A 13,140-nucleotide genomic window follows, 5' to 3' on the forward strand; every position below is an offset into this window, starting at 1 on the left:
ACCGATGGTGACGGTCTCAAGGATGGCGACGAGGTTAACAAGACCAAGACGGAGCCGAATAACCCGGATACCGATGGTGACGGTCTCAAGGATGGCGACGAGGTCAACAACCACAAGACCGATCCGAAGGACAAAGACACCGATGGCGACGGCCTCACCGATGGCCGCGAAGTGAATAAGACCCAGACCGATCCGAAGGACCGGGATACCGACGATGGCGGTGTCGACGACGGCGACGAGGTGAAGAACGGCACGAATCCGCTGGATCCGTCCGACGACCACAAGAAGCCTGCCGACGAAGGCAACAAGGACTCCGATAACGACGGTCTGACCGACGAGGAGGAGGAAAAGCTCGGTACTGATCCGAAGAACCCTGACTCTGATAACGACGGTCTCACCGACGGCGACGAGGTCAACAACCACAAGACGAATCCGAAGAACCCGGATACTGATGGTGACGGCATCAACGATGGTGACGAGGTCAACGGCACCAAGAATCCGAACAAGGATAATAAGTTCGATCCGAGCGGCAAGCCGGGTAACACGAACCCGAACGATCCTGACACGGATAAGGGTGGCGTCAAGGACGGCGTTGAGGTGAACAATGGCACGGACCCGAATGATCCTGCTGATGACACCAAGAAGCCTGCCGACGACGGCAATAAAGACTCCGATAACGACGGTCTGACCGACGAGGAGGAGGAAAAGCTCGGTACTGATCCGAAGAACCCTGACTCTGATAACGACGGTCTCACCGACGGCGACGAGGTCAACAACCACAAGACGAATCCGAAGAACCCGGATACTGATGGTGACGGCATCAACGATGGTGACGAGGTCAACGGCACCAAGAATCCGAACAAGGATAATAAGTTCGATCCGAGCGGCAAGCCGGGTAACACGAACCCGAACGATCCTGACACGGATAAGGGTGGCGTCAAGGACGGCGTTGAGGTGAACAATGGCACGGACCCGAATGATCCTGCTGATGACACCAAGAAGCCTGCCGACGACGGCAATAAAGACTCCGATAACGATGGCCTGACCGACGATGAGGAAGAAAAGCTTGGCACCGATCCGACCAAGGCTGACACCGATGGTGACGGTCTCAAGGACGGCGACGAAGTCAACAAGACCAAGACCGATCCGATGAACCCCGACTCCGATGGCGATGGCCTGGAAGACGGTGACGAGGTCAACGGAACCAGCAACCCTTACAAGGGCGACCGCTTCGATCCCAAGGGCAAGCCGGGCAACACCGACCCGAAGAACCCTGACACCGACGGCGACGGCCTGAAGGACGGCGACGAGGTCAATCCTGCAGAAGGCAGCGATAAGATCACGAACCCGAACCAGAAGGATACGGACAAGGGTGGCGTTAACGACGGCACCGAGGTTGAAAACGGCACCGATCCCACCAACAGCAAGGACGACAACTCCACGCCTGGTGAGAACCCGTCCTACGACGGCACCGCCGATCCCGATAACGATGGCCTGACCAACGACGAGGAAAAGGCTCTCGGCACCGACCCGAATAAGGCCGACACCGACGGTGACGGCATCAACGATGGTGACGAGGTCAACGGAACCCAGAACCCGTTCAAGGGCAACAAGTACAATCCTTCCGGCAAGCCCGGGAACACCAACCCGCTTGACCCGGATACGGATCATGACGGTCGCACCGACGGTGCGGAGCTCAACCCGAAGGATGGCTCCAAGCAAACCGACCCGAACAAGTCTGACATCAACCCAGGCGAAATCGGCAAGGGCGAAAATGGGACTGATCCTGCGGACAACACCAACGCTGGCAGTGCTGAAGGCTCCAGCGCCGGCAAGTGCTTCCAGCTGGCCACCAACTCCTGGTCCAACCCGCTTTTGTGGGGCTTCCCGCTCGCAGCGATCGGCGCTCTCACCCAGATTGAGATCCCGGCTCTGCCGGCATCCGTTCAGGATGAGCTCCGCCGCCTGAACCCGTTTGGCAACAACGGGTACGAGCAGCCGCAGTGGGTCCGTGACGGTAACGCGTGGCTCGCTTCCATCGGTGCGCAGATCAACATCCCGGGCATCCTCGCCCTCCTCGGTGCGGCCGCATTCATCGCGGCTACGGGTGCGTACTACGCCTCCAAGTGCACCACCGGCGTGGGCTGGGACTTCTCCAAGGTCTCCGATGCAGAGAACGCCAACCTGTCCTCCGAGGACAAGATGGTTCCCGTCAATGGTTCGTCCGTCGAGCCCACCGACGAGAACACCGCAGAAGGTACTAACGAGAACAAGGAAGAAAAGTAACCTCTTCCCGTTCAACTAGGCGGACCGCCCCCGGCAACACTGTTGCTGGGGGCGGTTTGTCGTGTCTGGAAAAACGGAGACACATGCGTTGCTGTATATCCACGCCCGCACTCACCGTGTAGCGCGCGGAACGGAACAGGGGGCAGCCGGCGGGCCTCAGGCGTAGTGGTGGGGTAGACAGTGGTTGTTTGACGCGTGTTCGGCGCTTGTTCGGTGCTTCTCCTTAACGCACCTGCAGGGGCCAGGCAAGGTTGACATTAACGTTCTTGCCCTGACCCTTAAAGTACTTGGCCAGATCGGACTGCATCTCGTAGTACCACACGGTCTGGTTTTCCATGAGGGTATCGCCATCCATCGAGGTGATCTCCGGCCACTTGCGGGCCTGCTTCCAGGCGATCCGTGCAGCAGCAAGGGAATCGGCGCTTGAATTGTGGGCGTTATCCAACCGAATCTCGTAATACTCAGAAAGCGCTGTCAAGGTTCGCCGGCCCGAGCGGTAGTGGTCCTTCTTCTTGTCAATGACGTACGGGTCGAGTACCAGACCGTCGATGGTGAAGGAGGGATCAAAGCAGTGCAGGATGGTGAGGTCGAAGCAGCCGTTAAACACGATCAGCGTGCACTCGTCCTCCCAGCCCTTCCGGATGAGTTCGATCGTCTTGGCAATGACGGAGTCATGCGGCTCGCCATTCTGTTTGGCGTACTCATTGGAGATGCCATGGACCTTCTCCGCCTCAGGGGTGATGGGTACCCCGGGGTCGGCGAGGAGGTAGGTCTCTTCCACGTTCGACCCCTCGATGCGAATGACGGAGGAAGTCACCACATGGGCCTTGAACGGGTCATTCGTGGTCGTCTCGAGGTCGAAAGCGACCATTTTTGATGGGTTAAAGGAGTACACGTGTCAATCCTCCACAAAACGCTGCAGGCTGGTGAAAAAGTATAAAATCAGGCTACCACCCGGTATCCACGTAGAACGGGGAGCAGGTGGTGATCCTTTTTCCGTTGGCTTTGTTGCCACGTTCCACACTTCTTGGCAGAACCGTGGTGGGGTCGCGTCACGGCGAAGGATGTTGGTGACAGATTGGGCAGGCGGTGCGCGAGTGCGCAGTGAGTACACTTGTGGGCGTGCCAGAAAAGAACTCGCCCGCTTCCACCACCACCGATTCCGCCCTCCGTGCAGCGTGGGAGGATCTTGCCGCTCAGGTGCGCTACCACCGTCAGCGGTATTACAACGCCACGCCGGAAATCACCGACGCTGAGTTCGATGCGTTGTACCGCAAGCTCCAGCACCTGGAGGAGGAACACCCCGAGCTGCGGGTCCCCTCGAGCCCGACGCTGGAGGTCGGTGCGCCGGTAGAGGAGGGGTCTGGTTTTGCGGATCTGGAGCACCTCGAACCCATGTACTCCCTGGACAACGTGTTCAGCAAGGAAGAGTTGGAGCAGTGGCTCATCCGCACGCCCTCGGATTCTTACTCGGTGGAGCTGAAAATTGATGGGGTGTCCATCGACCTGGTGTACCGGGATGGGGAACTTGTTTCCGCAGCCACGCGAGGGGATGGTCGCGTGGGGGAGGAGATCACCGCAAACGCCCGGATGATCGCCGGCATCCCCGATACCCTCAAGAAAAACGAGAAGTTCCCCATTCCCTCGGTACTCGAGGTGCGCGGCGAGGTGTACATCGCCATTGAGGATTTCCCGCTCGTCAACGAGCAGCGACAGAAGGAAAACAAGAAGCCGTTTGCTAACCCCCGCAACGCCGCTGCCGGCTCGATGCGTCAGAAAGATCCGCAGGCGGTAAAGAAGCGTCGCCTCACCCTCGTGTGCCACGGTGTTGGGGTGGCGGAGGGCATCACCTTCGAGTCCCAATCGCAGGCCTACGAAGCGCTGGCGGCCTTTGGGCTTCCCGTTTCCGAGTACACGCAGGTTTTGCACACGCACGATGAGATCCACGAGATGGTGGCGAAATGGGCCGATCACCGCCACGACGCCGTCTTTGAGATGGACGGCATGGTGGTCAAGGTGGATAACAGGGAGCAGCAACGGGCACTGGGTGCTACCTCCCGGGCCCCACGGTGGGCGATCGCGTACAAGTATCCTCCCGAGGAGGCTGTGACGACGCTTCTCGACGTTCGGGTGGGCGTTGGCCGGACTGGCCGGGTCACCCCGTTCGCAGTCATGAAACCCGTCACCGTCGCCGGGTCTACCGTGGAAATGGCCACCCTGCACAACCAATCCGAGGTGAAGCGCAAGGGAGTGCTCATCGGCGACGATGTCGTGATCCGCAAAGCTGGTGAGGTGATCCCCGAGGTGCTCGGGCCACTCGCTGATCGCCGCGATGGCTCGGAGCGGCCGTTTGTTTTCCCCACCCTGTGCCCCATGTGCGGGACCCGGTTGGCGCCCGCAAAGGAAGAAGATGCCGATTGGCGCTGCCCCAACACCCAAAGCTGCCCCGGCCAGCTCGCAGGAAGGCTCGAGTACATCGCCGGCCGTGGTGTTTTTGATATCGAGGCACTGGGGGAGAAGGCCGCGTGGGATCTGGTGCGCACGGGCATCCTCACCGATGAGGCTGAACTGTTCAACCTCACGGAGGAAGACCTTCTGGATTCCAACGTGTACACCAACTCCAAGGGGGCGGTGAACGCGGCGGGGAAGAAGCTCATTGAGGGGCTGAAGTCGCAGCGCGACACGGATCTGTGGCGGGTCCTCACGGGACTGTCCATCCGGCACGTGGGACCAACGGCGGCGCGGGCGCTCGGCCAAAAATTCGGCTCTATGGAAGCCATCCGCAGTGCCAGTGAGGAAGAGCTAGCAGCCACCGATGGTGTTGGGCAGATTATTGCGGATTCGATCACCCAGTGGTTCGGGGTGGAGTGGCACCGTCACATCGTGGATTCGTGGGCGGCCTCCGGCGTCACAATGGAGGAAGAACAGGGCGAGGAACAGCCACAGACTCTCGCCGGGCTCACCGTGGTGGTTACCGGATCCCTGGAGAACTTCACCCGTGACGGCGCGAAAGAAGCCATCGTCTCCCGTGGCGGGAAGGCTGCGGGGAGCGTGTCCAAGAAGACGGATTACGTGGTCGTCGGAGCGAACGCGGGTTCCAAGGCGGCGAAGGCCGAGGAGCTCGGGCGGCCGATCCTCAACGAGCAGCAATTTGAGGAGCTCCTGGAAACCGGCACTGTGGCGACTCTTCTCTAGATTTCCGTGCCGTGGGCCACGCGGACCGCTAGTGCGAGTCCGCGGGCTCACTCTGCCGCGCCGGGGATGTGTCCACGCGGAGGCGGCAGCTGGATCTCACTGTGCCCGCTCGTGACAGCGGGCAGTGCCACAGGCGGCGGGAGCCTACTTTCCTAGAAATTGTGCGAGGCGATCATCGCACCAATGATGACGCCGAGGTCCCCGAGGTGGGTGATTTCCGAACCGAGGAAATCGGGCCCACCCGGCCTGCCGATCACCATGACGAGGTCGGTGCCGGTGAGAGGGGTGGCTGCCAGGGAGGCGTCGAGAAGCGCCCACGACTCTGGGATCCAGGCCTCGGTCTGAGGATCGAGCATCCTGCACGTGCCAATCTTCACGCCCTTGGGGGACGTACCGTCTTCAGAAGGGGCGGCCGACGAGGCCGCCACGCGCGTGAGCACTGGAGACTTCTTGAGGATGATGCACCAGCCGGCAGTCATCGTCTGTGGCATGACTCTGGCCAGCTCGCCCAGCGCTGTGGCCTGATTTTGCGAGTGCTCGGCGAAGGTTGCCAGCATCCGTACCTGCCCGCGCCTATCCACGCGCCCAGAAAATGGGCGGATGGAATCAACAACCGCAATCTCGCCCTCTTGGATAGCCGTTACCAGGGTATCGGGAAGTGCCCCCTGGGGCAGCGTGATGACGATGTCATCCATGACCGTGCCATCCGGGAACTGCTCGACAACATCGACGGATTGGATGTTGCCGTCGGTGAGTCCCACGGAGCTTGCGAGCCGACCCAGGGCCCCGGGCTCGTCGGGGAGGAGTACACGGATGAGATAAGAGGTCACCATCGCTCTCACTGCCTTTAACTAGTTATTGATTGCGGTTCAACATAGGCATTGTACCCCACGCCCGGAAGAACTAGACAGCTTGGTATGTTTGGTGGGTGTGAACAGGGGCTGCAAAGGCGACCGCTGGAGTGCGCACCGGTACAGTAGAGTGGCAAAGTAAAATGACAGTAAAGTGACACAAAGAAGATGACTTTTTAGGCACGGGTTCGACATCATCGCCGGAACCGTCGTCACAACTTTTGTCACCGTGTTCAGGATATAAGTCAAAATATAAGAAGAGTAAAGAAAAGGGGATGCTCGCGTGCCTCAAATTTCTCGCGATGAGGTCGCTCACCTTGCAACACTGGCGAGGTTGGCGCTGAGCGAAGAAGAGATCACTACCTTCGCTAGCCAGATCGATGGCATTATCGGTCACGTATCGGCGGTACAGAACGTGGATACCGAGGGTGTCGAGCCGATGAGCCACCCACACGCCACCCACACTGCGATGCGCAAGGATACCGTGGCTCCTTCGCTGACACAGGAACAGGCCCTGGACCAGGCGCCAGAGGCCGAAGATGACAAGTTCGTCGTACCGCAGATTTTGGGGGAGTAACTCATGAGCACGAACAATACTTTTCTCGCAGAATCCACCGAGGGACTGACGTCTCTCAGCGGCGCGGAGCTGGCCGAAAAGATCCGTAACAAAGAGGTGTCCTCCGTCGAGGTGACCAAGGCCCACCTCGATCGCATCGAGGCCGTCGATGGTGAGCTCGGCGCTTTCCTCCACGTCGGTGCTGACGCGGCACTCGCCGCGGCACAGTCCGTGGATGAGTCGATTGCTGCGGGGGAAGAGCCGGCCTCGCCGCTGGCTGGTGTGCCGCTGGCCTTGAAGGACGTGTTTGTCACCACCGATGCGCCCACCACCTGCGCCTCTAAGATCCTCGAGGGGTACATGAGCCCCTACGATGCGACGGTGGTACGGAAGATCCGCGAGGCGGGCATTCCGATCCTGGGCAAGACCAACATGGACGAGTTCGCGATGGGCTCCTCCACCGAGAACTCGGCTTATCACGTGACCAAGAACCCGTGGGACCTCAACCGGACGCCGGGTGGCTCCGGCGGCGGCACTGCGGCGGCGCTCGCCTCTGGCGAGGCCCCCATCGGCATCGGCACCGATACCGGCGGATCTATCCGCCAGCCTGCCGCGCTGACGGGCACCGTCGGCGTAAAGCCAACCTACGGTGGAGTCTCCCGCTACGGGCTCGTTGCGTGCGCATCCTCCCTCGACCAGGGCGGTCCGTGTGCCCGCACCGTGCTGGACGCGGCACTTCTGCACACCGTCATCGGTGGCGCAGACCCGCACGATGCCACGAGCGTTGATGTGACGATCCCGGACGTGGTCGCCGCTGCCAAGGAGGGTGCCAAGGCCGACCTCAGTGGCGTGAAGGTCGGCGTGGTGAAGCAGTTCGTGCGTGACGGCTATCAGCCCGGCGTGCTGGAGAACTTCCGCCAGTCCATCGAGACTCTGCGTGGACTCGGCGCGGAAATCGTTGAGGTTGATTGCCCGCACTTCGACGATGCCATCGGCACGTACTACCTCATTCAGTTCTCCGAGATTTCCTCCAACCTCGCCCGCTTTGACGGCATGAGGTATGGCCTGCGCGAGGGCGATGACGGGTCGCACTCCGCCGCCGAGGTCATGAGCATGTCGCGTGCCGCAGGCTTCGGCCCGGAGGTGAAGCGCCGTATCCTCGCCGGAACGTACACCTTGTCCGTGGGCTACTATGATGCCTACTACCTCAAGGCGCAGCGCGTCCGTGCGCTCATCGCACAGGATTTTGCCAAGGCCTACGAATCCGCCGACGTCCTCGTTGGTCCCGTCACCCCCACCACGGCTTTCGAGCTGGGGGAGAAGGTCAACGACCCGCTGGCCATGTACAACTTCGACCTGTTCACGTTGCCGCTCAACCTGGCAGGCCTAGGTGGCATGAGCGTTCCGGCGGGACTTGCAAGCGATACAAACCTTCCTGTTGGGCTGCAAATCATGGCTCCTGCATTCAAGGATGATCGCCTGTACAAGGTGGGGGCAGCATTTGAGGCGGCGCGTTCCTAGCCAGACAATGTCACACCGCATGGCCAGTTTTGTACTCCGTGCCGTGTAGATTCCACGGCGGCCATGGCATCGCCGGCGTGTGCGGGCGCGGTCACTAGCGCTAGTGACCGCGGTGCGTCTTTTCACCGTGAGGGGCCTTCGAGCAGTGTGTGCTCGAAGGCCCCTTTTTGTGAAATTTGTCACTGTGCAATCGCATTGCCTCGTGGAAGCGCGTGTTGGAGGCCCCATCCATCCGGTTGATCGCGATCGTTTCGCTTGCTTCCACGGTGTGCGTGGCACCACTCATTTCTGTCCTGCTGCCCGCACACTTCCAGGCGATAGACCGGCCGGGGCTGCTAGGAATTACCAAGAGTTGTTACGCCGTGGGGCAATTTGTTGGCGGAGCGGTCATCGCCTGGCGGGGTACGACGCGCAGGCGCTGGGTGTAGGTTGTGGCGGCGAGCTTTGAAATCGTCGGCATGGCTTTCTTTGTTGCCGTCCAGCTGAATTGGACGCCCATCGTAGGCATGATCCTCGCCGGCATCGGTGGGGGCCTGTTCGGCCCACTCATCATGGTGATCGTCACGCAGACAGTGCCCAACGAGATCCGTGGTCGTGCCTTTTCTCTGTACAACGCCATCGGGCTGTTCGCCTCTCCCATCGGGCTCGTCATCGTGACAGGTTTGCTCCAGGCGCTCAACATTTACCAGGTGTGCATCGTCTTATCGGTGGCCTTCCTCGGCGTGGGGACGTGGGGTGCCACGCGCGGCTGGGCTGTTCTGCCTGATCGAGCGGACGCGTCAGCGCAAAAGCCAGCTGGCGTTGGTAGGCGCTTGGTGACGTTTCTTGGCACTCGCGCCGAGTGGGGCGTACACGTGTGCGCCCCACCCCGCAGGGAATTGCTAGGGATGCGGTGCCTAGGCGCGGTCCCACCGGGAGAATCTGCCCCGCCATGTTCTTCGGTTCCGGTTCCCCGTGCGTGCGTGTACGCCCTCACCTACCATCCCACGAATCTCGTGCGAACGACCATGGTGTTCCGGGCGCGTGGCCGTAGGTGTGACCTGCGAGGAAACGAGGCCTTGCGGTCTCAACTCTCTAAACCGGGAAACGTTCGCTAATATCGGGTCTATGCGTATTGCTACATTAACTTCCGGTGGTGACTGTCCCGGCCTCAACGCCGTGATCCGAGGAATTGTCCGTACTGCGAGCTCCGAGTTCGGCTCGACGGTGGTGGGCTACCAGGACGGTTGGGTAGGCCTCATGGAGGACCGCCGGGTTCAGCTTTACGACGACGCAGCGATTGACAAGATCCTCCTGCGCGGTGGCACCATCCTCGGTACCGGCCGCCTGCACCCAGACAAGTTCAAGGCGGGAATCGACCAGATCAAGGAGAACCTCCGCGAGGCGGAAGTTGACGCTCTCATCCCGATCGGCGGCGAGGGCACCCTTAAAGGCGCGAAGTTCCTGGCCGATAACGGAATCCCCGTCATCGGCGTGCCAAAAACCATTGACAACGACGTGAACGGCACGGACTACACCTTCGGCTTCGACACCGCCGTTTCCGTGGCCACGGATGCCATCGATCGCCTCCACACCACCGCTGAATCCCACAACCGCGTGATGATCATGGAGGTCATGGGCCGCCACGTGGGGTGGATTGCGCTGCACGCGGGCATGGCTGGCGGTGCTCACTACACCGTGATCCCCGAGTTCCCCTTCGATATCAACCAGATCTGCAAGGCCATGGAGCGCCGCTTCCAGATGGGCGAAAAGTATGGCATCATCTGCGTGGCGGAAGGAGCCCTGCCCAAGGAGGGCACCATGGACTTCAAGGAGGGCGAAGAGGACGAGTTCGGCCACAAGACGTTCAACGGCATCGGCCAGGTGATCGGCGACGAGATCCACAAGCGCCTGGGGCACGACGTGCGCACCATGGTTCTCGGGCACATCCAGCGTGGCGGCACCCCGACGGCCTTCGACCGCGTCCTCGCCACCCGCTACGGTGTCGCAGCAGCGCGTGCTGCCCACCGGGGCGAGTCCGGCAAGTGCGTGGCCCTGCACGGTGAGCACATCGAGCTCATTGACCTGGAGGAGGCAGTGGGCACACTGAAGTCCGTGCCCTTGTCCCGTTACGCCACCGCGCAAGCACTGTTCGGCTGATACGCCTGCACAAGTGAAGCCTCTGTTCCGGCACTAGCCGGAGCAGAGGCTTTTTGTGAGGAGTTCGTGGGCTCCCTGCGGACGGGAGGAAGCCACGTAGAGGTACGGGGACAAGGGGCAGAAGATTTACATCGGCGTTTCAGAGCGAACAAGAACCGGACGATGCTCCAAGAAAGCGATGGCCTCCTGCGGGGTCGTCACCGTTGTGTCCAGGTAGAAAGCCCGGCCGCCGCCGTGCTGGCCCAGCTCCTTCATCTTGGGGATCCGGTGGAAGACCCCGTTACGCACCACGTAGCCGCTGGTGAAGCCAGGATCGTTGCTGATCGCGAGCTCAGCCACCATTCCCGGGCAGTGGTGCACCTTGGTGGCCAATGCGACGGATTCACGGAAGTGATCCTCTTCCTCTGTGATGGGGGTGAACTCCCAGTCCATCATCGATACGCGCACACCGCGCTCCGGGTCCGGCTCGAGGCGGGCCCCGGTGTGGACATCGATGAGGGTCGCCCCGCGCATCCGGATCTCGCTCGCCGCAATATGGTAGCCGATCTCTGGGAGGCCATCGAGGAGGTCGCCCACCTCGCTCATGTTCTTCACGGGGAGCTGATCGACGATGAGAGGAGTGGTGCGGACCTGGTCCACGGTGATGTGGATCTCATCGGGCACGCCGAAGGAGTGGTTCAGCGCGCGGGATGTCAACGCCGATGTGATCGTCGGAATGTAGACCTGCTTGGTAATTCGTTCAGCGCCGGAGACGTGCGTCCCACCGCGGGAGGCACGCATGCGGACGGAAAAATAATCATCGCTCACACCTCACCAGTGTAGGGCCTATTTGTTCAACACCGTGACCAATCGGTGGCAATGTGCCGGAGCTAACACCCTAAAGGATGACGACCGCCTGAACCGCGATGATCTTCACAATCATGGCGATGGCAAACAGTGCGGAGTAGCCCGAGTTTGTGCGGGGATCGTCGACAAGCGATTGAGCATGGGTGAGCAGCGCCGGCTGGCCCACGAAGCCCGCCATCGCGCCCGCCGTGCGGGGCATGGAAAGGCCGAGCGTGCGCCCGACAAACCCGACGAGCACGAGCATGACGCTGAGGAGCACACCGGCGACGAGCCCCACCTTGAGGCCCTCGGCGCTGAAGGCCGTGGAGGCGAACTTCTGCCCGGACGAGAGCCCCACCGTGGCGAGGAAGATGACCAACCCGAACTGCCGGATGGTGAGGTTGGCGGAGGCAGGCATTCCCCACACGAACGGCCCCGTGCGTTCCAGGTAGCCGAGCCAAATACCCACGACCATCGGGCCGGCGGCGCTTCCCAGCGCGACGGCGGCCCCGCCCAGTGGCAGGGTGATCAGCCCCAGGGCGACGCCGAGGGCGATGCCCATGCCCGCCGTCATGTAATCAACCTCTGTGTTTTCCTTTTCCGAGTTGCCCAGGTAGCTCTTCACCTTGCTGAGCATCCCGACGGGGGACACCACCAGCACACGGTCGCCCAGCTGCACCTCGGTCTCGGCCTCGGCGAGCATGACCTCGTCGCCACGGCGGATGCGGGTGATGATGGCACCGTAACGCAGCGGGATATAGAGGTCAGCGATAGTCCGGCCAGCCAGGTGTGAATCGGACACCAAAATCCACTGGAAATCGACCTCTGAGCGGTCTTCGGTGAGATTGAGATCCGCAACGTGGCCGACGGCCTCCACGGCGGTGTCCACCGCCTGCGGGTAGCCGACAATCACAATCGCATCGCCCTCCAGCAGCTCCTGGGCAGGGTGCGCGACAAAGGTGTGCGGGCCTCGGCGCAGGTACGATACGCGCACCGAACCCCCGTACGTGCCGGGGACCGAGGCGATGCCCGGAATCTCCGACACCCGCATCGGGTTATCCACCACGACGGTCGTGTTCACCAGGCCCTCGGAAGCGGCGTGCGCTGGGTCGTTCTTGCCGGGGAAGGTGAAGCGGGCGAGGATCGTCAGCGCGATCATGGTCACGATGACACCGACGGGGTAGGCGATGGAGTAACCCACGGCGGGGCTCATGGCGCCGTCGAGTGCGTCCTGGGCCGCCGCGAGGGCGGGGGTGGCTGTGAGCACGCCGGCATACATGCCGCCGACCATGCCGGGCTCAATACCCAGGAACTTACCCGTGGCAACGGCGCATCCGGCCATGAGGATCAGGATGACTGTGGCGCCGATGTACAGCTTGTACTGGCGTTTGAACTCGCGGACGAACGACGGCCCGGCCGCCAAGCCGATGGTGTAGACGAAGAGCGCCAACCCGACGGTTTGGACTAGCCCCATGCCTTCACCGAGGCGCGGGTCGAGCGCGCCGACGAAAAGCCCCACGAAGAGCGCCCCGGCGGGGCCGAAACGCAATGGTCCGAACGGGATCGAGCCGAGCACGGTGCCCAATGCGATCACTACGAAAAGTGTGAGGATAGGAGTTTCCGCAAGAATGTCAATCACGCCCTTTATGTTCTCAGATAAAGGTGAAATCTGAAAACGGGCGAGGGGTTTGCAAGATTTTTTCTGCCACTGTGAAAACCGATGAGCACCCCCGATACGCACTGAAAACAATGACACATTTGGCATAA

Annotated in this window: 10 protein-coding genes and 1 pseudogene; 7 read left to right on the forward strand and 4 right to left on the reverse strand. The window is 61.4% G+C overall.

Features of this window, described 5'->3' with window-relative positions; all coding sequences use genetic code 11:
* Positions 1–2,286 (forward strand): annotated as a pseudogene (locus tag HMPREF1219_RS01735) (hypothetical protein); the annotation flags it as partial.
* A gap of 223 nt (positions 2,287–2,509) precedes the next feature.
* On the opposite strand, the gene HMPREF1219_RS01740 reads toward HMPREF1219_RS01735, so the two are convergent.
* A complete protein-coding gene (locus HMPREF1219_RS01740; RefSeq protein ID WP_016457292.1) occupies positions 2,510–3,181 on the reverse strand; it encodes a 3'-5' exonuclease in 672 nt (223 codons plus the stop codon).
* Between the two features lie 227 nt (positions 3,182–3,408).
* On the opposite strand from HMPREF1219_RS01740, the gene ligA reads away from it, so the two are divergent.
* Positions 3,409–5,481, forward strand: a complete 2,073-nt coding sequence (gene ligA, locus HMPREF1219_RS01745) for an NAD-dependent DNA ligase LigA (protein WP_040427085.1) — start codon at positions 3,409–3,411, stop codon at positions 5,479–5,481.
* 152 nt (positions 5,482–5,633) lie between these two features.
* Here ligA and HMPREF1219_RS01750 read toward each other — a convergent pair whose 3' ends face one another.
* A complete protein-coding gene (locus HMPREF1219_RS01750) occupies positions 5,634–6,314 on the reverse strand; it encodes an ACT domain-containing protein (protein ID WP_016457294.1) in 681 nt (226 codons plus the stop codon).
* Positions 6,315–6,615: 301 nt separating this feature from the next.
* On the opposite strand from HMPREF1219_RS01750, the gene gatC reads away from it, so the two are divergent.
* The 5 genes from gatC to HMPREF1219_RS01770 all read left to right on the forward strand — a co-directional run bounded on the left by gatC (position 6,616) and on the right by HMPREF1219_RS01770 (position 10,548).
* Positions 6,616–6,909 carry an Asp-tRNA(Asn)/Glu-tRNA(Gln) amidotransferase subunit GatC gene (gatC, locus tag HMPREF1219_RS01755; protein ID WP_016457295.1) on the forward strand — a complete coding sequence of 98 codons (294 nt, stop codon included), beginning with the start codon at positions 6,616–6,618 and terminating at the stop codon, positions 6,907–6,909.
* Between the two features lie 3 nt (positions 6,910–6,912).
* Positions 6,913–8,409, forward strand: a complete 1,497-nt coding sequence (gene gatA / locus HMPREF1219_RS01760) for an Asp-tRNA(Asn)/Glu-tRNA(Gln) amidotransferase subunit GatA (RefSeq protein ID WP_016457296.1) — start codon at positions 6,913–6,915, stop codon at positions 8,407–8,409.
* 176 nt (positions 8,410–8,585) lie between these two features.
* Positions 8,586–8,837 (forward strand): hypothetical protein, encoded by a 252-nt coding sequence (locus HMPREF1219_RS13140; protein ID WP_245554369.1) that lies wholly within the window; start codon positions 8,586–8,588, stop codon positions 8,835–8,837.
* A 30-nt stretch (positions 8,838–8,867) separates the two neighbouring features.
* Positions 8,868–9,506 carry an MFS transporter gene (locus HMPREF1219_RS13145; protein ID WP_245554370.1) on the forward strand — a complete coding sequence of 213 codons (639 nt, stop codon included), beginning with the start codon at positions 8,868–8,870 and terminating at the stop codon, positions 9,504–9,506.
* Positions 9,507–9,516: 10 nt separating this feature from the next.
* Entirely contained in the window at positions 9,517–10,548 is a 1,032-nt protein-coding gene (locus tag HMPREF1219_RS01770; RefSeq protein WP_016457299.1) for a 6-phosphofructokinase, read from the forward strand.
* Positions 10,549–10,674: 126 nt separating this feature from the next.
* Here the strand turns inward: HMPREF1219_RS01770 and HMPREF1219_RS01775 are convergent, their stop codons facing one another.
* Positions 10,675–11,355: a 6-carboxyhexanoate--CoA ligase gene (locus HMPREF1219_RS01775; protein WP_040426753.1), complete on the reverse strand. Its 681-nt coding sequence runs from the start codon at positions 11,353–11,355 to the stop codon at positions 10,675–10,677.
* A gap of 70 nt (positions 11,356–11,425) precedes the next feature.
* Positions 11,426–13,012: an aspartate:alanine exchanger family transporter gene (locus HMPREF1219_RS01780; protein WP_040426755.1), complete on the reverse strand. Its 1,587-nt coding sequence runs from the start codon at positions 13,010–13,012 to the stop codon at positions 11,426–11,428.
* Positions 13,013–13,140 lie beyond the last annotated feature (128 nt).

Origin of the sequence: Corynebacterium pyruviciproducens ATCC BAA-1742 (genome assembly GCF_000411375.1) — a bacterium.
Lineage (GTDB): Bacteria > Actinomycetota > Actinomycetes > Mycobacteriales > Mycobacteriaceae > Corynebacterium > Corynebacterium pyruviciproducens.

What these genes read in the sequence shown, in the direction of transcription:
- HMPREF1219_RS01770 (WP_016457299.1), top strand. Translation starts at nt 9,517, where the DNA reads ATGCGTATTGCTACATTAACTTCCGGTGGTGACTGTCCCGGCCTCAAC.
- gatA (WP_016457296.1), top strand. Translation starts at nt 6,913, where the DNA reads ATGAGCACGAACAATACTTTTCTCGCAGAATCCACCGAGGGACTGACG.
- HMPREF1219_RS01750 (WP_016457294.1), bottom strand. Translation starts at nt 6,314, where the DNA reads ATGGTGACCTCTTATCTCATCCGTGTACTCCTCCCCGACGAGCCCGGG.
- HMPREF1219_RS13145 (WP_245554370.1), top strand. Translation starts at nt 8,868, where the DNA reads ATGGCTTTCTTTGTTGCCGTCCAGCTGAATTGGACGCCCATCGTAGGC.